This is a genomic window from Arthrobacter sp. B3I9 (assembly GCF_030816935.1).
Classification (GTDB): Bacteria; Actinomycetota; Actinomycetes; order Actinomycetales; family Micrococcaceae; genus Arthrobacter.
Genome location: NZ_JAUSYO010000001.1, coordinates 1,464,354 through 1,482,577 on the forward strand (window position 1 = coordinate 1,464,354; position 18,224 = coordinate 1,482,577).

Sequence of the window (18,224 nt, forward strand, 5' to 3'; positions counted from 1 at the left end):
TGCGGTGCTCATGCCGTGGATACTCAGCTCTCGGGGAGGATTCGGTGTGCGGACGTCTCCGGGTTCGTCTCCGGCCCGGCCGGCTGGCCTTGCCCTTTGTCAGCGGCCTGGACCCGGGGGATCTGCTGCGTCCGGGGGCTGCGTGGCTTGTCCCGCCGGTCCTTCAGTTTGTCCTTGACCTTCTCGCGCTGGGGCTCATGCACCCCCGCGGAGGGGTCATGGCTGCGCAGTTCCTCCTGCGCCTCCAGCATGTCCTCCAGCAGGCTGCGGAGCTCCGCCCGGACGTAGTCGCGGGTGGCGACCTCCCGCAGGGCGATCCGGAGGGACGCCAGCTCCCGGGTCAGGTATTCGGTGTCCGAGAGGTTGCGTTCCGCCCGCTGCCGGTCCTGCTGCAGCGAGACCCGGTCCCGGTCATCCTGGCGGTTCTGCGCGAGCAGCAGCAACGGGGCGGCGTAGGAGGCCTGGAGGGACAGCATCAGGGTCAGCAGGGTGTAGCCGAGCGCCTGCGAGTCGAACTGCCAATCCTGCGGTGCAAAGGTATTCCAGACCAGCCAGAAGACCACGAACACGGTCATGTAGACGAGGAACGCCGGCGTGCCCATGAACCGGGCGAAGCCCTCAGTGGTTTGCCCGAAGGCGTCCGGGTTGGGGTAGAACTTGGGCAGGATCCGCTGCCGCCCGCTCAGCGGGGTGTCGAGGCTGCCGGTGGTGCGTGCTCCGGGGCGGACGCTGGAGTTCCGTGGTGTGCCGGTATCAGCCAATGCGGCCTCCAAGCTTCCTTATCGGGGCGTCGTCCTCGTGGGCGCGCCAGTCGTCGGGCAACAGATGATCAAGCACGTCATCAACAGTCACCGCCCCGACGAGCCGGCCGTCGTCGTTGACCACGGGGAGCGAGTTGAGGTTGTAGGTGGCCAGGGTGCGGGCGACCTCGCTGATGTGGGCCTGGTCCGAGACCGGCTCGAGATTCTTGTCTACCAGGTTGCCCAGCGGCTCCGGCGGCGGGTAGCGCAGCAGCTGCTGGATGTGCACGACGCCGAGGAAGCGCCCCGTGGGGGTCTCCAGCGGCGGGCGGGCGATGAAGATGGAGGACGCGAGGGCCGGGGAGAGTTCCTCGCGCCGGACGTGGGCAAGGGCCTCGGCGACGGTCGCCTCGGGGGGCAGGATCACCGGGACAGGCGTCATCAGGCCGCCGGCGGTGTCCTCGTCGTATTCGAGCAGGCGGCGCACGTCCTCGGCGCCTTCGGGTTCCATCAGCTGGAGCAGTTCCTCGGCCTGCGCGCTGGGAAGCTCGGCGAGGAGGTCCGCGGCGTCGTCCGGATCCATCTCCTCCAGCACGTCCGCGGCACGCTCGACGTCGAGGGCGGAAAGGATCTCCACCTGGTCGCCCTCGGGCATCTCCTGCAGGACATCGGCGAGGCGCTCGTCCTGGAGCTCGCTGGCGACCTCGAAGCGGCGCTTGTCGCTCATCTCCTGAAGCGCTTCGGCAAAGTCGGCCGGTTTAAGGTCCTCGTGCGTGGCGACGAACTGGGTCGCCGCCTGCGGTTCCGTCCGCGCACCCTGCCGAGCGTCGGCCCAGTCGATGATCATGGTTTCGTTGCGGCGCAGCCGGCTCAGCGGCGAGAGGGAATGGCCGCGGCGGACGAAGAGCTTGCTGACGAACCAGTCGCCGGAGCGGTGCCGGTCCATGGCGATGTCCTCGATGGTGGCGTCCCCGCTGCCGTCGGCCAGGGTCACCCGGCGGTCGAACATCTCGGCGACCACGAGGGTTTCCGCGCCGCGCTGTTCGAAACGGCGCAGGTTCACCAGCCCCGTGCAGATGATCTGGGTCTGGTCGATCGAGGTGATGCGGGTCATCGGGACGAAAACGCGTTTCTTCCCGGGCACCTCGACGACGATGCCCACCACATGGGGGGCGCCCCGGGTGCCGCGGGAGAGCACGACAACATCGCGCAGCCGGCCCAGACGGTCGCCCAGGGGGTCGAAGACGTCCAGTCCGAGGAGGCGCGCAACAAACACCCGCGTCAGATTTGTGCTCACTTGTACAGGCTACCGAGTCTGCTCTCTTTTAGCTGAATTTTCAGGCGCTGCCCAGCCGGATAGGTAAGAATGGGCTTATGTCAAACATTTTTGGTGCTCCCAGGGCCGGCGCCTCCGGCTCGGACGAGGCCCGCTCTGTCCCCAAGGGCGACACTGTCGGTTCCTACACTTCCTACCTGGATGCCCAAAAGGCGGTGGACTATCTGGCGGACCAGCAGTTCCCGGTGCAGATGGTCTCGATCGTGGGCAACGACCTGAAAATGGTGGAGCGGGTCACGGGCCGGCTCAGCTACCCCCGGGTGGCGCTCTCCGGGGCGGCGAGCGGCATGTGGTTCGGCCTCTTTGTCGGCGTCATGCTGTCTTTCTTCTCGCCCACCGGCGGCTACTTCTCGATCATCACATCCGTGCTGATGGGCGCCGCATTCTTCATGCTGTTCGGCATCGTCACCTACGCGATGCAGCGCGGAAAGCGGGACTTCACCTCCACCAGCCAGGTGGTGGCCACCAGCTATGACGTCGTGGTGTCCTTCGAGGCCTCCAACGAGGCGCGCCGGCTGCTCCACCAGTTGCCGATGACCACGCACGAGGCCTCCGCCCCGGCCGGCTACGCCCAGCAGGACTACCGGCAGCAGACGCACCAGGAGCCCGGCCAGCAGGGCCCCCAGCAGCCCGGGCAGCCTCCGCGGGGCCAGGCTCCGCAGCGCCCCGCGGGCTGGAACGATCCCTACGGCCAGCGCAGCGCCGAGGACGCGGGTGCCGCTCCGGCAGCCCCGGCCGAACCTTCCCGGCAGCCCGGAGCGGGCCGGACCGCCGAGGCCGCTCCCCAGGACGGGCAGGGCGAGGTCCGTCCGGCCGCGGTCCGCTACCCCGATCTGCCCGACGGCAGGCCGCAATACGGTGTGCGGGTTACGCCGAAGCACGATCCCGGCCAGGACGGCACGCAGCGTTAGAAGCAGGGCAAGGAAAGAGCCCCGGTCCCGGTGGATTGCTCCCCGGGCCGGGGCTCTTTTGTACTTCCGTGTGGGCGGGATAAGCCGGGCCTGCCGGCGGGATACGCCGGGAGGCTACGGCTGCTGGCCGTCAACTTCCTGGTAGATCCCCGCCATCCAGGACTCGACGTCGGCGGCCTTGCGCGGCAGCGCGGCGCTCAGGTTGACCGGCCCCGCGTCGGTCATGAGGATGTCGTCCTCGATCCGGACGCCGATCCCGCGGTATTCCTCCGGAATGCCAAGGTCCTCATTCTTGAAGTAAAGGCCGGGCTCGATGGTGAACACCATGCCCGCCGTGAGGATGCCGTCCAGGTACAGCTCGCGCTTCGCCTGCGCACAGTCGTGCACGTCCAGGCCCAGGTGGTGGCTGGTTCCGTGCGGCATCCAGCGCCGGTGCTGCTGGCCCTCGGGGCTGATGGCTTCCTCCACGGAGACCGGCAGCAGGCCCCATTCGGCGAGGCGTTCGGCGAGCACAGTGGTGGCGGCGGTGTGGATGTCGCGGAACTTGGTGCCGGGCTGCGCGGCGGCAAAACCAGCGTCGGCGGCGTCGAGCACGGCCTCATAGACCTTGCGCTGGATCGCCGAGAAGGTGCCGTTGGCCGGCAGCGTGCGGGTGATGTCCGCGGTGTAGAGCGACTCGGCCTCGACGCCGGCGTCCAGCAACAGCAGCTCGCCGGCGGTGATTTTGCCGGTGTTCCGGGTCCAGTGCAGCACCGTGGCGTTGTTGCCGGAGGCGGCGATCGTGTCATAACCGAGCTCGTTGCCCTCCTCGCGGGCGCGGGCAAAGAACACGCCTTCCACCACGCGTTCCCCGCGCTGGTGGGTGAGCGCCCGCGGCAGGGCCTTGACGACGTCGGTGAAACCCTCCACGGTGGCGGCGACGGCCAGCTTGAGCTGCTCCACCTCCCAGTCGTCCTTGAGCAGGCGGAGCTCGGAAAGCGCCTCGGTGAGCTTCTCATCCAGGGCATCGAAGACGCCGAGGTCCAGGTTCTCGGGATCCTTCGCCGTGTTGTAGCGGGCGGTGTCCACCAGGGCGTCGATGTTCTCGTCCACCTTGCGCACCAGCCGTACCGAGATGCCGCCGATTTCCGGGGCGCCGACGTTCTTGGTGATGGCCAGTTCCAGTTCGCCGAGGTCAGCGGTCGGCAGGCCGAGGAGGGCCTTGAATTCGGCCAGGGTGGGGCGGGCGCCGATCCAGAACTCGCCTGAGCGGGAGTCGGCGTAGAACTGTTCGGTGTCCCGGCCGGCCAGCGGGCGGAAGTACAGCGTCGCGCGGTGGTGGCCGCCGTCGTCGCCCTTGCCTTCCTCGGCAGGTTCCAGGATGAGGACCGCATCCGGTTCATGGTCCAGGCCAAGGCCGGTCAGGTGCGCGAAGGCGGAGTGCGGGCGGAAGCGGTAGTCGCAGTCGTTCGAGCGGACCTTCAGCGGGCCGGCGGGGATGACCAGGCGTTCACCCTTGAACTGCTCGGAGATTGCGCGGCGGCGGCGCGCGGCATGGCCGGCGACGGGGTCCCGCTCCGGGAGCTGCTGCTGGGACGGCGCCCAGTTGCTGGCCATGAAAGCCTTGAAAGCGTCGGAGCTTGGCCGCTGCGAGCGGTTGTTGACGCGCTCTTCGAGGGGCTGGGAAGCGGAGACTGGAGTGTTATCGGCATCGTTCACGGTCCCATCGTCTCACCAGCGGCTCGGCTAAGGCCAACAGGGTGCCGGACCCATCTACTAGGCTGAGGGGGTGAAGATCGACCTGCATGCGCACTCGAATGTTTCCGACGGCACCCAGACCCCGGCCGACGTGGTGGCGTCCGCCGCCGACGCGGGGATCGACGCCATCGCCCTGACCGACCACGACTCCACCGACGGCTGGGCCGAGGCGAGCCAGGCGGCGCGGGAGTACGGGGTGGTCCTGGTGCCCGGGATGGAGATCTCCTGCCGGACCGCGGAGGGCATCAGCGTCCACCTGCTCAGCTACCTGCACGACCCGGAGCATCCCGGGCTGCTGGAGGAAATCACCAAGGCCAAGGATGCGCGCTATACACGGGCGGAGCGGATGGTCAGCCTGCTCGCGGAGGACTACCCGCTGACATGGGACGACGTCATCCACCACGTGGCGCCCGGGGCCACCCTGGGCCGGCCGCACATCGCAGACGCGCTGGTTGCCGCCGGGGTGGTCGAGGACCGGACCGAGGCCTTCAGCACCATTCTGACGTCCCGCTCGCGGTACTACGTGCAGCACTACGCTCCGGATCCGGCGCTCGCCGTCGAACTGGTGCGCGCTGCCGGCGGCGTGCCGGTGTTCGCCCACCCGGTGGCGTCCGCCCGCGGACGGATCGTGGGGGAGCCCATCTACCGCGAGATGATCGACGCCGGACTTGCGGGACTGGAGGTCTACCACCGGGACAACCCTGAGGAGGGCCGGGAGTTCCTGCGCGGGCTGGCGAAGAAGCACGGCCTGTTTGTCACCGGGTCTTCGGACTACCACGGGGCCGGGAAGCCGAACCTGCTGGGGGAGAACGTGACTTCCCCGGAAGTTCTCGCCCGGATCGAGGACATGGGTACAGGGTCCGCCGTCGTGCGCTAAGGGTTTCCGGGCCCTACCCAAGTAGCTCGCAGCACGCGTCGTTCTGGGCGCTCAAAGCGACACCTGCTGCAAGTTAGTTGGGCGGGTAGGCGGCGAAGTCGGCATGCGCCGCGAGACGTTTGGCCATGACATCGATGGCCGGCTGGTTCTGGTCCACGCAGACGAACCGGCGGTCCAGCTTGGCCGCGACCGCTCCGAGGGTGCCGGAACCTGCGAAGAAGTCCAGGCACCAGTCGCCGGGCCGGCTGGACGCGGCAACCACACGCCGGATCAGGCCTTCGGGCTTCTGCGTCGGATAGCCGGTCTTCTCCTTGCCGGTCGGGGAGACGATGGTGTGCCACCAGACGTCGGTGGGCAGCTTGCCCAGTTCCCGTTTCGCCGGGGTCACAAGGCCCGGGGCCATGTAGGGTTCCCGGTCCACCTCGGCGCTGTCGAAATGGTACCTGGACGGGTTCTTCACATACACGAGGATGTTGTCGTGCTTGGTGGGCCAGCGGAACTTGGCCCGTGCCCCGTAGTCATAGGCCCAGATGATCTCGTTCAGGAAGCACTCGCGGCCGAAGATGGCATCGAGCATGACCTTGGCGTAATGGACTTCCCGGTAGTCCAGGTGCAGGTACAGGGTTCCGTCGTCGGCCAGCAGCCGCCAGGCCTCCAGCAGCCGGGGTTCCAGGAAAGTCCAATAGTCACTGAACGCGTCGTCGTAGCTGTGCAGTGCGCCCTTGATCGTGTCGTAGGACCGCCCCTGGAAGCCCACGCGGTCGCCCTCGCCCCCGGCGTTGCGCACCATTTTGGTCTCCTGGCGCCGCTGCACCCGGCCGGTGTTGAACGGCGGATCCACGTAAATGAGTGTGAAGGCGCCGTCCGGCAGCGTTGGCAGGTACTCCGCGTTGTCCGCGTGTACCACCAGGTTGCTGCCGTCCGGCGCCCAGACGGTGTCACCCATGAACCGGTTTAAGCCTCGGCGTTGCTGGGCCGGGCGTTGGCCTGCTGCGGTTCACCGGCAACAACCTCGCCGTTGCGGCGGCGGGTGCGCCGGCGGGCGCGGGTGGCGCGGTCGACCTCGGTGGGCACGCTGGCTGCCCGTGCCGGCACCTCGGCGGCCGGGTGTTCGCTGGCCTCGGCCTCGGCGGGCCGACGACGGCGCTCGCCGGAGCGTCCACCGGATTCGCCGCTGCGGCGGCTTTCCCGGCCGCTGTCCTTGGCGCGGCCGCCGTCACGGCCGCCGTCGCGTCCGCCGCCGTTTTGTCCGGCGCGGGCACTGTCCCGGCCGCCGCTTCGGCCGCTGTCTCTTGCGCTGCCGCGGGCGTTCTTCTTGCCGGTCTCGCCCAGGTCCTCGAGGGCCTCGGCGTCCACACCGGCCAGCACACGCTTGTTGCGGGGCAGCCGGCCCTTGGTGCCTGCGGGGATGTCCAGTTCCTCAAAGAGGTGCGGGGAGGAGGAGTAGGTTTCCACCGGCTCCGGGACGCTGAGGCCCAGCGCCTTGTTGATCAGGCCCCAGCGCGGCATGTCGTCCCAGTCCACGAACGTCACGGCCGTGCCCTTGTTCCCGGCGCGGCCGGTGCGGCCGACGCGGTGCAGGTAGATCTTTTCGTCCTCGACGCACTGGTAGTTGATGACGTGGGTGACGTCATCGACGTCGATGCCGCGGGCCGCGACGTCGGTGGCCACCAGGACATCCACCTTGTTGTTGCGGAAGGCGCGCAGGGCCTGCTCACGGGCGCCCTGGCCAAGGTCGCCGTGTATGGCCGCTGCAGCGAAACCGCGGTCCACGAGCTCTTCGGCAACCTTTGCTGCGGTGCGCTTGGTCTTGGTGAAGATGATGGTCCGGCCGCGGCCGCGGGCCTGCAGGATGCGGGCGACAACCTCGATTTTGTCCATGCTGTGGGCGCGGTAGATGAGCTGGCGGATGTCGCGCTTGGTGAGACCCTCGTCGTCGGGGTCGGCGGCGCGGATGTGTGTCGGCTTGGTCATGTAGCGGCGCGCCATGGCCACGACCGGGCCGGGCATGGTGGCCGAGAACAGCAGCGTCTGCCGGACAGCCGGGGTGCCGGCAATGAGGGTTTCCACATCCGGGAGGAACCCGAGGTCCAGCATCTCGTCGGCTTCGTCGAGGATGACCATCTTGACGTTCTTCAGCACGAGGAGCTTCTGCTTGTAGAGGTCGATGAGGCGGCCGGGTGTGCCGACCACAACCTCGACGCCCTTCTGCAGGGCCTCGACCTGCGGCTCGTAGGCACGGCCGCCATAGATCGTGACGATGCGGGCATTGCGCTTGCGGGCAGCGTTCTGCAGGTCATTGGCGACCTGGACGGCGAGCTCGCGGGTCGGAACGATCACGAGGGCCTGGGGGGCGCCGGGCGCGGGGAGGGCGTCGTAGCCGGCGTCGTCCGGTCCGATGACCCGCTGCAGCGCCGGGATGCCGAAGCCGAGGGTCTTGCCGGTGCCCGTCTTGGCCTGCCCGATGATGTCGTGGCCGGACAGGGCCACGGGCAGCGTCATTGCCTGGATCGGGAAGGGGTGGGTAATGCCGGCCTCAGCGAGCGACTCCACGATGTCCGCACGGACGTTGTAGTCAGCGAAGGTCTTCTCGGCGATCTCGTGCGGCATTTCGTCCGAGACGATGGTCTCTTCAGGCTCGAGCGTTTCCGTGCCGGATGCGTCGATCAGAAGCTGGTGCGTGTGCAATTCACTCACTAGGGGAGTTTCCTTATTCATTTTGGGTTGCGCTGCTTGCTCAACGGGGCCGGCGGGAGGCCGTTCCGGAGCACGCTCAGGCGCGCAAGCAATTCCAGTGGAAGCCGATCGCGGGCTATCTAAATGCTGGCACTGGGGACCAGCGGGTCTATCTCAAGATCGCGTAGGGGCGGGCTTGTTGAATTCGAAAATCAAGGAATCAACGACCGGGCATCCATATCTACCCCTCCAGTCTAGCTGTACCCGGCCCGGAACCTCGACCCGGGCGCGCGCCGCGTCTGCCGGCGCGCCGGAATGCGGCACCGGACAGGAAGCGTCAGCCGACCCGTTCCAGCCGGATCTTCCCGCTGGTGATGTCCGCGGAGAGCACCCGGACCCGGACCTGCGTGCCTGCCTCCAGCTCCCCGGGGCACCGCGCGGTCACGGCCGGTTCCGCTATCTGGACCGTCCCGGACGGCCCGTTGCCGTTGCCGTTGCCGTTGCCGTTCTTCCCGTTGCCGTTCCCGTTCTTGGCGGGCTTGGGACCGGAGAGGACGACGGCGTCGAACTCCTCGCCGATGTGGTTGCTCAGCAGCGCCGCTTCTACGGTGTCCAGGGAGAGCCGCTCCAGTCTTGCTGCGAGCTGGTCCGAGGTCCCCATGATGGAGGGCAGCGAGGGCAGGGCTTCGCGGGCCCAGCCCGGAACCGCCATGCCGTTGCTGAGCGCCTCGCAGATGACGAGAACGAAGCGGTCAATGAGCCGGCGCAACGGTGCGGTGGAGTGGGCATAGGCAGCGCCGATGGCTGACTGCGTGGCGGCTTCCGGAACGCTGCCGTCGAAGGGGGTGTATCCGGCTCCGCGGAACAGCATGCCGGCCGAGTGCACAATCGCCAGCTGCTGCGGGTCTGTGGGATCCAGGGTGCGGAGGTATTCGCCGTAGCTCACCTCCCCGTCCCAGGGCTTGCCCAGGGCACGGGTCTGGCGGTGGAAGTGCGCCAGCGAGTTCTCGTCCGGAGCGGGCATCGTGCGCAGGATGCCGACTTTTCCTTCGAGCATGATCCCGGCTGCGGCCATGCCGGTCATCAGCGAGATCTGGGCGTTCCAGTCCTCCACCGGCAGCGGCGGCGCAGCGACGATCCGGTAGCCGCCGTCGGGCAGCTGTTCAATTTCCTGTTCCGGCATGTTGAGGCTGGCGCCCCCGCGGAGCCGTTCCAGCTCCACGCGCTTGATCCCGACTTCCCGGAGCAGCTGGAGCACGGGCGCAGCGGTGCCGGCGTCGAGGTCCGCCTGGACACCCGGGTAGCTGAGCTGCGCCCGGCTGCGCACCCGCGCCCGCCGCACGAGCACCGCGGTGACCTCCGCGTCCGCGTCGAGCTCGAATTCCCAGACGAAGGCCGCGCACAGCTGACCGGCGAGCAGGCTGCCGGCTTCCTCGCTAATGACCTCGGGATGCAGCGGGATCCGGCCGTTCGGGGTGTAGAAGGTCTGGCCGCGGCGGCGGGTTTCGGCGTCGAGGGCCCCGCCGGGGGCTACAAAAGAGGGGACGTCCGCGATGGCGTAATGCACTTTGTAGCCGGCACCGGCGCGCGCGATGTGGAGGGCCTGGTCCAGGTCCGTGGAGGACTCCGGATCGATGGTCACGAACTCGATGTGGGTGAAATCAAGCTCCGGCAGCTCATGCGCGTCCACGGCCTCCTTCGCTTCCCGGAGCACGTCCTCGGGGAACGGCCCGGGCAGCTCCAGCGTGGTGCGCAGCGCGGTGAGCGCCAGGGCGAGCTGGTTCTCCTGCCGGTGGATGCTGGGGGTCAGGCGATGATGGGACACGAAAATCAGGTTAGCCCGAAATGCGCTATTAGTCTTGGATCATGAGCACATCACCGGCTGATCCTGCCCGCTACAACAGCTTTGTGGGGGATCTGCTGGGCGTGCTGGCCTATGGCGAGCTCTCCGCCTTCGAACGCCTCTCTTCCGACGCCCGCTACGCGCCCACCCTGCATGAGCGCGCCGTGCTGGGCAGGATCGCCGTGATCGAATTCCAGCATTACGAACAGGTCAGCGCACGGCTGGATGACATGGGCAGGGATCCGGAGGTGGCCATGCTGCCCTTCCAGCCTTCCGTGGACCACTTCCATCAGCGCACCCGTCCGGCCGACTGGTTTGAGGCGCTCATGAAGGCGTACGTGATCGACACGGTCTCCGCCGACTTCTACCGCGCCGTCGCCGGCTACGTCGACACGCCGACCCGGGAGCTGGCTGAACGGATCCAGGCCGACAAGGAGGTCACGTCCCTGCTGCGGGACCGGCTGACGGCGGCCCTTGCGGATGACCCCAGGCTGGCTTCGCGGCTTGCCCTGTGGGCGAGGCGGCTGCTGGGGGAGGTCCTGGCGCAGGCCCGGCGGGTCAGCTTTGAGCACGCGTTCCTCAGCGGACTGGCCGGACTGGACGGGGAGCCGTTCCGTGAGCTGGTCAGGGAACTGACGGCCCAGCTCGCGGCCAGTCACTCACTCCGGATGACGCAGCTGGGGCTGGCCGGGTAACGGCCCCGCCAGAGGCCGGCCTGCGGCCTGCCTGCATCCGCCGGCGTCCGCCGGTCGGCGTCAGACGTCCGCGGGTTTTAGACGTCCGCGGCGTCGAGGGCCGCGAGCAGGGCACGGGCGGCGGCCTCGGGATCATCGGCCTCGGTGATGGCGCGGACCACCACGATGCGGCGGGCACCTGCCTGCACCACCTGCTCCACGTTTCCCAGGTCGATGCCGCCGATGGCGAACCAGGGCACCACGCCGTCCACCTTGCCGATGCTGGCCTCCTCCGCGCGGCGGATCGCGTCCGCGGCGTACCGGACCAGCTCCAGCCCGACGGCGGCGCGCCCCGGCTTGGTGGGCGTGGCCCAGAGGGGTCCGACGCAGAAGTAGTCCAGCCCGCTGCGGCCCGGGGAAGCGGCGATGGCGGCGTCGACCTGTTCGGGGCTATGGGTGGAGAGACCGATGACGGCCTCCTTGCCGAGGAAGCCCCTCGCGGCGGGCAGCGTGATGTCCTTTTGTCCGATGTGGAACACCGGCGCGCCGGACAGGGCGGCCAGGTCCGCCCGGTCGTTGACCGCCCAGAGCCGGCCGTGCCGGTGCGCGGCCTGGTGCAGGACCTCGAGCAGCTCAAGTTCCTCGGCGGCCTCCAAGGACTTGTCCCGCAGCTGGATGATGTCGACGCCGCCGGCGAAAGCGGCATTGATGAAGGCCTCGAAGTCGCCGCGGTCCTTGCGGGCATCGGTGCACAGATACAGGCGGGCGGTGGTGTGGACGTCGTTCCGGCTCATGCCACAAGCCTAGTTCCTCTAGACTGGGCCCATACCGCGGGAGCCCGTTGCTGCACCGTGCGCCATTGGCGCCCGGCGCCCCAGGGCTGAGAGGGCATCAGAGCCGACCGCTTGACCTGATCCGGTTAGTACCGGCGTAGGGAAGGATTCCGTCATCGGCACTACAGCCGGACTGAAAGATGCCAGCGCCGCCGCTGAAGACGCGCAAATGGGGCAGTATTACGACGTTGCCGTGATCGGCGGAGGCTTGGTCGGGCACGGCATCGCCTGGGAGCTGCGCCGCTCGGGCCGCACAGTGGCCCTGATCGACGACGCCCCCGGCACCGGGGCCAGCTGGGCCGCGGCCGGCATGCTTGCCCCGGTGAGTGAACTCCACTACCAGGAGGAGGGCCTGCTGGAGCTGATGCTCGAGTCCTCCCGGCTCTGGCCCGGCTTCGCCGCGCAGCTCCAGCCCACCACGCAGCTCCAGCCCGTGGCCGGGGAAGCCGGGGATCCCGGAACCGGTTACCTCACGACGCCGACCCTCGCGGTCGGCGCCGACGCGGCTGACCGGCAGGCGCTAGCGGACCTCCGGACCGTACAGCGGGCCTGTGGCCTCACGGTGGAGCCGCTGACGGTGCGTGAAGCCCGCGCCCGCGAACCCCTGCTGAGCCCTGGCATCTCCTGTGCTTTCGACATTCCCGCCGACCACCAGGTGGACCCCCGCCTCCTGCTGGCCCGGATCGCGGCGCTGCTGGCTGCCGACGGCGGAAGCCACGCCCTGCGGCGCCGCGCCACAGGGCTGCTCTGGCAGGACGGACGGGTCGGCGGCGTTCGCCTGGCCGGCGGAGGTGAGCTCCTCGCCGGGGAGACGATCGTGGCCAACGGCCTGGGTGCTGCCGGGCTGGGCGGGCTCCCGCCCGGGCTGCGGCTGCCGCTGCGCCCGGTCCACGGCGACATCCTTCGGCTCCGGGTGCCGGTCCGGCTGCGGCCGCTGCTGGGCTCCACCGTGCGCGGGCTGGTCCGCGGGGTGCCGGTGTACATTGTGCCGCGGCAGGACGGCACGGTGGTGATCGGGGCCACCCAGCGCGAAGACGGCCCGGGGGAGCGGACCGCGACCGGCCCGGGTGCAGTCTCTGCCGGCGGCGTCTATCAGTTGCTGCGCGATGCGCAGCAACTGCTGCCTGCCGTCGCGGAGCTGGAACTGCTGGAAGCCACCGCCCGGTCGCGGCCCGCCACCCCGGACAACGCCCCCTTGCTGGGCCGCGTTCCGGACCGGGCCTCGGGCGGCGCGGGCGACGTTGCGGGACTCACCATCGCCACCGGCTTCTTCCGGCACGGGATCCTGCTGACGCCCGTGGCCGCGCGGATCTGCCGGCAGCTGCTGGACGGCCGGGCGGACGCCCGCTGGAGCCGTTTCCGGCCGGACAGGTTCTCCGCCCAGAACCCAAACCCGCAGCAGCCCGGGGCCCACACAGACACTAGAAAGGACACACCATGAACATCAAACTCAACGGCGTGGAGCACACAGTCCCCGACGGCGCCTCCGTCAGCACCCTGGTCACCCAGGTCACCGGGCGGACGCTGGCCCCGAACGGGCAGTCCGCGGACGGCGGAAGGCTGGGCATCGCCGTCGCCCGCAACGCAGGGGTGGTGCCCCGCAGCCAGTGGCACGGCACGGCGCTCGCCGACGGGGACGACATCGAGCTGGTTACGGCAGTACAGGGAGGCTGAAAAGCATGGAAGAAACAACACTCACCGCAGCTCCGGGTGCGTCCACCGGAACCGATGACCCGTTCGTCGTCGACGGCGTGCAGCTTGGGTCACGGCTGATCATGGGGACCGGCGGGGCTCCGAGCCTCCACGGCCTCGGGGCGGCCCTCCTGGCGTCAGGCACCGAACTGACCACCGTGGCCATGCGGCGCTATTCACCTGCGGAGACGGGATCCCTGTTCCAGCTGCTGGTTGAGAGCAATATCCGCGTGCTGCCCAACACGGCGGGCTGTTTCACCGCCCGGGACGCCGTGCTGACCGCCGAACTGGCCCGCGAAGCCCTCGAAACGGACTGGGTGAAGCTGGAGGTCATTGCCGACGAGCAGACCCTCCTGCCGGACGCCGTGGAACTCGTGGATGCAACCGAGCAGCTCGTGGCACGCGGCTTCAAGGTGTTCGCCTACACCAACGATGACCCCGTGCTGGCGCTGCGCCTGGAGAATCTTGGCGCCACGGCGGTGATGCCCCTGGGAGCACCCATCGGCACCGGGCTGGGTATCCTCAACCCGCACAACATCGAGCTGATCGTCTCCAGGGCCTCCGTGCCGGTGGTGCTGGACGCCGGCATCGGCACCGCCTCCGACGCGGCCCTGGCGATGGAGCTCGGTTGCGACGCCGTTCTGCTCGCCACCGCAGTGACCCGGGCGCAGGACCCGGCCCGGATGGGAGCGGCCTTCAAGCACGCAGTCATCGCGGGAAGGCTTGCCAGACGGGCCGGCAGGATCCCGCGCCGCGAGCACGCGCTGGCATCCTCCGCGATGGAAGGCCGGGCCGAATTCCTCTAGGACACTTAGAGGCGCAGGATGGCGGTGAGGCGGGCCGTGTCGTGCCGGGTGCGGCGCCGGCCGAGGTACAGCACCACGGCCACGGCCGCCGCCGCGCCCAGCAGAAGGGGCAGGATCCAGGGAATCCAGGTCAGCCCGGGCTGGTAGCCCAGGCCAGCCGCCATGAAAATGATCCAGCTCAGCATTCCGACGGCCACCGCCACGCCGGCAGGTACGCTGATGCCGTACTTGGCATGCCGCTTGTCATTTGCCCAGACCACGAAGCCGACGGCCGCGGTCACCATGGCAACCACAATCAAGGACAGCATTTTCGGACTCCTGCTTCTGGCGGATCGGCAGATCCTGCCGTGGTCTGGCGGGTCGGCGGTTCCCTCGCGGCAGTTAAAGCGCGCCGAAACCTACGCGACGGACTTCTTCGGCGCCGATTTCAACGTAGCCCAGGACGCTGGACGGGATGATGATCTGGCGGCCCTTGTCATCGGTGAGGCGCAGTTCCGTGCCCTTCGAGATGGATTCCGCCACCACCTTGGCCAATTCGTCCGCGTCCTGCGCCGACTCGAGCGTGATTTCGCGGCCGATGTTCTGAATGCCGATCTTTACTTCCACAGCAAGGCCTCCCAGCCAATCAAAGTTCTAAAGGTGTTCTCTCCATTTGTAGCCTAGGACTCCTTCGGAAACCGGGAGATTCCGCGCCAAGCTAAACGATAGATCAGGTCGCTGGCCACATCGAGGTCGAGATCCCCGCCCGTTTCCAGCCAGTACCGGGCGCTGACCTGGGCCAGGCCGGCGAGTCCGCGGCCCAGGAGCCGGGCCTCAAGTTCGGGCAGCTTCGTGTCCTCGGCGATAACGTGTGCGACCGCATCGGCGAAGGTTTTATTGAACGACTCCAGCCGGGCGCTCACATCCGGATCGTTAATGAGGTCCGATTCAAAGACGAGGCGGTGGGCCTGGTCATCGTTGGCAATGAAACGGAAATAGGCGCGCATGACGGCCTGGACCCGCTCGTCGTTGTCCGTAGTGGAATTCAGCGCACCCAGCAGCAGCGCGATGAGCGTGCTCAGATGGCTGTCCAGCAAGGCAAGGTACAGCTCCCGCTTGGACGGAAAGTGCTGGTACAGCACCGGCTTGCTGACATGCGCGGTCTCCGCGATCTCATCCATCGCAGCCCCGTGGTAGCCGTTGGCAACGAAGACCTCATGGGCGGCGGCGAGCAACTGGGCCCGGCGTTCGTTGCGGGGCAGTCGTGCCGACCGGCCTCCGCTGCGGGCCTGTCCGTACCCCGTCCCACCCGCGGAGCCACGTTCACCCGGTGCCTCATGAACCACTGTCGGCCTTCTTTCCTTCGCTGTTAGGTCCCACTTTACGCGGGGGTAATATGACCTGGCGGTATCTTCGGGCATAGATTGAACTATGGCCTCCAAGTTCACCCCCGCCGCCACCCCTGCAACTCCGGAGCAACCGCTGGACCTGCTGCCGGACCCACTGCTAAACCAGGAGCCCGGCCCGCTCGTGGAGCCGGCCGAAGGCCTCAGCCCCGAAGAGGTGGAACGCTACTCCAGGCACCTGATCATTCCCGAGATCGGATCCCTCGGCCAGCGCCGCCTGAAGAACGCCAAAGTCCTCGTCATCGGAGCCGGCGGCCTCGGCTCGCCGGCCCTGTTGTACCTCGCCGCCGCCGGGGTGGGCACGTTGGGCATCATCGATGACGACGTCGTGGACCTGAGCAACCTCCAGCGGCAGGTGATCCACGGGGTTGCGGACGTCGGACGGCCCAAAATCGAATCCGCCCGCGACGCGATCGCCGCACTGAACCCGCTGGTGGACGTCCGGCTGCATCATGACCGCCTCGACGCCTCCAACGCCCTCGAGCTCTTCGCCGGTTATGACCTGATCCTCGACGGCGCCGACAATTTCGCCACCCGCTATCTGGTCAACGACGCCGCCGCCATCCTGGGCAAGCCCTATGTGTGGGGCTCAATCTTCCGCTTCGACGGGCAGGTCAGCGTTTTCTGGGAAAAGTACGGCCCGACGTACCGCGACCTTTACCCGGAGGCGCCGCCGGCGGGCTCCGTCCCGTCCTGCGGGGAAGGCGGGGTGTTCGGCATGCTTTGCGCCGCCGTCGGCTCGCTCATGGTGACCGAGGCGGTCAAGCTGATCACCGGCGTCGGGCGTTCCCTGCTGGGGCGCGTGGCGCTCTTCGACGCCCTTGGGGGGAGCTGGCGCGAAATCAAGGTGGCCCGGGACCCGGAGGCGGAGCGCATCACGGAACTGACGGATTATGAAGCGTTCTGCGGCATCACGCCGTCCGCGGAGTCCGGTACCGAACACACCGTCACCGCGACCCAGCTCGCCACGATGCTGGCGTCCCGGAAGGCCGGGCTGAAGGACTTCCAGCTTGTGGACGTCCGTGAGACCGGCGAGCACGAGATCGTCCGCATCGACGGGGCCGTGCTGATCCCGCAGGGCAGGATATTGGCCGGGGAAGCGTGGGGCGAGCTGCCCCGGGACGTGGACATCGTGTTCCATTGCAAGGCCGGAACCCGTTCGGCCGCCGTCCTCAGCGCGGCACGTGCTGCCGGCTACGAGCGGGTGAGCCACCTCGACGGCGGAATCCTGGCGTGGGTGCGCGATGTGGAACCCGGAAAGCCGGTCTACTAGGAGCCGGCCGGCCCCTACGCGGTCTGCTGGTCTGCCCGAGAGGGTGCGCCGGCGGGGCCGCCGTGGGCGACCGGGCACTCCGCCGCATCCGTCCGGGCGGCCGGCTGTTCGACCGTGATGCCGTAAAGGGCCTCAAGTGCTGCGACGTAGTCGTCCTGCTGCCCGTTGGCGGCAAGCTCGCGGGCCCGGACCGTCGGCACGTGCAGCAGCTGCTTGACCATGCGGCGCAAGGCAAACTCGACTTCTTCAGCCGCGGCGGTGCAGCCGTGCCGGGCGCGGACCTTTTCCATCTCCGCATCCAGCACATTCATGGTGTGCCGGCGCAGGGCCACAATCGCGGAGTCCACCGAACGAGCTTCCCGTTCCTGCTCAAAGGCGCCGGCGGCGCCCGCGACAATGCTGCTGGCCTGCTCCAGCGACTCCGACTGCTCCTGCGGGGCGGCGAGGCGCACCGACTCCAGGGTGAGCAGCTCCACGCCGTCGAGCTCGCCGACGGCGGGATCGAAATCGTGGGTCAGGGCAAGGTCGATAGCGATCAGCGGCTGGGGCGAGCCGGACCGGATCCGTGCCAGTTCCGAAGCCTCGACCCGGCTGTCGGATCCGCTGCAGCCGATCATGACATCCGCGGCCGCGACGGCGCCCGGAAGGGTCTCCTCGTCCAGGGCGGTGCCGCCGCGGGTGGCGACGAAGCCGGCCGCGCGGCCGGAGGAGGAATAGACGGAGACGTCGGTGCAGCCGCGTTCGCGCAGCAGCGACATGGTGGCCCCGGCATAGGCGCCGGTGCCGAACACCACGGCCTTCTTGGTGGACCAGTCCGGGTTTTCAGACAGTTCGGTGGCAAGGTCCAGGGCCACGGAGACGATCGAGAGGCCGCGGGAACCGAGGGCGGTCTGCGCCCCGACGTCCTTGGCGGTCTTGGACGCGGCCTGGAACAGCCGGACGAGCCCCGAGCTGGCCGTGCCCTCATGCTGCGCGGTGATCAGGGCCCGGCGCACCTGCCCGGCGATCTCGCGCTCGCCCACGACGGCCGAGTCCAGCCCGGAGCTGACCGAAAACAGGTGCCGGCTGACATCGGAGCCCGTCCGGGTGCTGAAGGACCGTGCGACGAGCTGTTCATTGAGCCCGGTGGAGCCGCTGATCTGGGAGATGAGAGCGGCGCGGGCGGCCTCGACGTCGTCGGGACGGTGCGCCTCGCCGTAGATCTCGAAGCGGTTGCAGGTGGCAAGGACAACGGCACCCGCTACGGCCGGCGATCCGGCGAGGGCGGATGTTGCGAGCTCTGAAGCCCCGGTGCTCAGTTGAGCAACGGTCTCGAGGTCGATGTCGGCGTGAGTCGCCACCAGTGAAAAGAGAACCACAGCAGGACCATCATAGCTTTGACGTCCCTCCGCCGGACAATAAAGCGGCGTGGGCCTGCGCACGCCGCCGTGTGATTCCCGCC

18 protein-coding genes and 1 riboswitch are annotated in these 18,224 nt (G+C 68.5%); of the genes, 7 read left to right on the forward strand and 11 right to left on the reverse strand.

The annotated features are described in order from the left end of the window. Positions 1–23: 23 nt before the first annotated feature. Together QFZ65_RS06980 and QFZ65_RS06985 are read right to left on the reverse strand one after the other, a co-directional pair. On the reverse strand, positions 24–773 hold the full coding sequence (locus QFZ65_RS06980; protein ID WP_306909299.1) for a DUF1003 domain-containing protein: 750 nt from the start codon (positions 771–773) through the stop codon (positions 24–26). Beyond that, positions 754–2,037, reverse strand: a complete 1,284-nt coding sequence (locus tag QFZ65_RS06985) for a magnesium transporter MgtE N-terminal domain-containing protein (protein ID WP_306909301.1) — start codon at positions 2,035–2,037, stop codon at positions 754–756. The genes QFZ65_RS06980 and QFZ65_RS06985 overlap by 20 nt, the downstream gene beginning before the upstream one ends. A 77-nt stretch (positions 2,038–2,114) precedes the next feature. Between QFZ65_RS06985 and QFZ65_RS06990 the strand changes: the two genes are divergently transcribed. Further along, complete coding sequence (locus tag QFZ65_RS06990) at positions 2,115–2,987, forward strand: general stress protein (protein WP_306909303.1); 873 nt, start codon at positions 2,115–2,117, stop codon at positions 2,985–2,987. Between the two features lie 114 nt (positions 2,988–3,101). On the opposite strand, the gene QFZ65_RS06995 is transcribed toward QFZ65_RS06990, so the two are convergent. After that, positions 3,102–4,685 carry an aminopeptidase P family protein gene (locus QFZ65_RS06995; RefSeq protein WP_306909305.1) on the reverse strand — a complete coding sequence of 528 codons (1,584 nt, stop codon included), beginning with the start codon at positions 4,683–4,685 and terminating at the stop codon, positions 3,102–3,104. 70 nt (positions 4,686–4,755) lie between these two features. Here QFZ65_RS06995 and QFZ65_RS07000 point away from each other — a divergent pair, with 70 nt between their 5' ends. Next, positions 4,756–5,601, forward strand: a complete 846-nt coding sequence (locus tag QFZ65_RS07000) for a PHP domain-containing protein (protein ID WP_306909308.1) — start codon at positions 4,756–4,758, stop codon at positions 5,599–5,601. A 73-nt stretch (positions 5,602–5,674) separates the two neighbouring features. Here the strand turns inward: QFZ65_RS07000 and QFZ65_RS07005 are convergent, their stop codons facing one another. From QFZ65_RS07005 to QFZ65_RS07015, 3 genes are all read right to left on the reverse strand, one after another. After that, positions 5,675–6,547, reverse strand: coding sequence for a site-specific DNA-methyltransferase (locus tag QFZ65_RS07005; RefSeq protein ID WP_306909310.1), 873 nt, complete (start codon positions 6,545–6,547; stop codon positions 5,675–5,677). 8 nt (positions 6,548–6,555) lie between these two features. Next, entirely contained in the window at positions 6,556–8,298 is a 1,743-nt protein-coding gene (locus QFZ65_RS07010) for a DEAD/DEAH box helicase (RefSeq protein ID WP_306909312.1), read from the reverse strand. Positions 8,299–8,614: 316 nt separating this feature from the next. Continuing rightward, entirely contained in the window at positions 8,615–10,102 is a 1,488-nt protein-coding gene (locus QFZ65_RS07015; protein ID WP_306909314.1) for an RNB domain-containing ribonuclease, read from the reverse strand. 41 nt (positions 10,103–10,143) lie between these two features. On the opposite strand from QFZ65_RS07015, the gene QFZ65_RS07020 reads away from it, so the two are divergent. Then, positions 10,144–10,815 carry a ferritin-like fold-containing protein gene (locus tag QFZ65_RS07020; protein WP_306909315.1) on the forward strand — a complete coding sequence of 224 codons (672 nt, stop codon included), beginning with the start codon at positions 10,144–10,146 and terminating at the stop codon, positions 10,813–10,815. A 77-nt stretch (positions 10,816–10,892) separates the two neighbouring features. On the opposite strand, the gene thiE is transcribed toward QFZ65_RS07020, so the two are convergent. Beyond that, positions 10,893–11,588, reverse strand: coding sequence for a thiamine phosphate synthase (gene thiE, locus QFZ65_RS07025; protein WP_306909316.1), 696 nt, complete (start codon positions 11,586–11,588; stop codon positions 10,893–10,895). 26 nt (positions 11,589–11,614) lie between these two features. Continuing rightward, positions 11,615–11,748, forward strand: a riboswitch (TPP riboswitch). Between the two features lie 48 nt (positions 11,749–11,796). Here thiE and thiO point away from each other — a divergent pair. The 3 genes from thiO to QFZ65_RS07040 are packed head-to-tail and all read left to right on the forward strand — an operon-like array spanning position 11,797 to position 14,125. Continuing rightward, entirely contained in the window at positions 11,797–13,068 is a 1,272-nt protein-coding gene (gene thiO / locus QFZ65_RS07030) for a glycine oxidase ThiO (RefSeq protein ID WP_306909318.1), read from the forward strand. Continuing rightward, the gene (thiS, locus tag QFZ65_RS07035; protein ID WP_306909319.1) at positions 13,065–13,301 is read left to right on the forward strand and encodes a sulfur carrier protein ThiS; all 237 of its coding nucleotides are present in this window, start codon (positions 13,065–13,067) and stop codon (positions 13,299–13,301) included. Before thiO ends, thiS begins: the two co-directional genes overlap by 4 nt. Before the next feature lie 5 nt (positions 13,302–13,306). After that, positions 13,307–14,125: a thiazole synthase gene (locus QFZ65_RS07040; protein WP_306909321.1), complete on the forward strand. Its 819-nt coding sequence runs from the start codon at positions 13,307–13,309 to the stop codon at positions 14,123–14,125. 5 nt (positions 14,126–14,130) lie between these two features. Here QFZ65_RS07040 and QFZ65_RS07045 read toward each other — a convergent pair whose 3' ends face one another. From QFZ65_RS07045 to QFZ65_RS07055, 3 genes are all read right to left on the reverse strand, one after another. Continuing rightward, positions 14,131–14,433: a hypothetical protein gene (locus QFZ65_RS07045; RefSeq protein WP_306909323.1), complete on the reverse strand. Its 303-nt coding sequence runs from the start codon at positions 14,431–14,433 to the stop codon at positions 14,131–14,133. A gap of 73 nt (positions 14,434–14,506) precedes the next feature. Next, entirely contained in the window at positions 14,507–14,731 is a 225-nt protein-coding gene (locus QFZ65_RS07050; RefSeq protein WP_306909325.1) for a DUF3107 domain-containing protein, read from the reverse strand. A gap of 53 nt (positions 14,732–14,784) precedes the next feature. Next, positions 14,785–15,450, reverse strand: coding sequence for a TetR/AcrR family transcriptional regulator (locus QFZ65_RS07055; protein ID WP_306909327.1), 666 nt, complete (start codon positions 15,448–15,450; stop codon positions 14,785–14,787). 85 nt (positions 15,451–15,535) lie between these two features. Between QFZ65_RS07055 and moeB the strand changes: the two genes are divergently transcribed. After that, positions 15,536–16,783, forward strand: coding sequence for a molybdopterin-synthase adenylyltransferase MoeB (gene moeB / locus QFZ65_RS07060; RefSeq protein ID WP_306909329.1), 1,248 nt, complete (start codon positions 15,536–15,538; stop codon positions 16,781–16,783). Between the two features lie 14 nt (positions 16,784–16,797). On the opposite strand, the gene QFZ65_RS07065 is transcribed toward moeB, so the two are convergent. Then, positions 16,798–18,141: a glutamyl-tRNA reductase gene (locus tag QFZ65_RS07065; RefSeq protein WP_306909331.1), complete on the reverse strand. Its 1,344-nt coding sequence runs from the start codon at positions 18,139–18,141 to the stop codon at positions 16,798–16,800. Positions 18,142–18,224 lie beyond the last annotated feature (83 nt).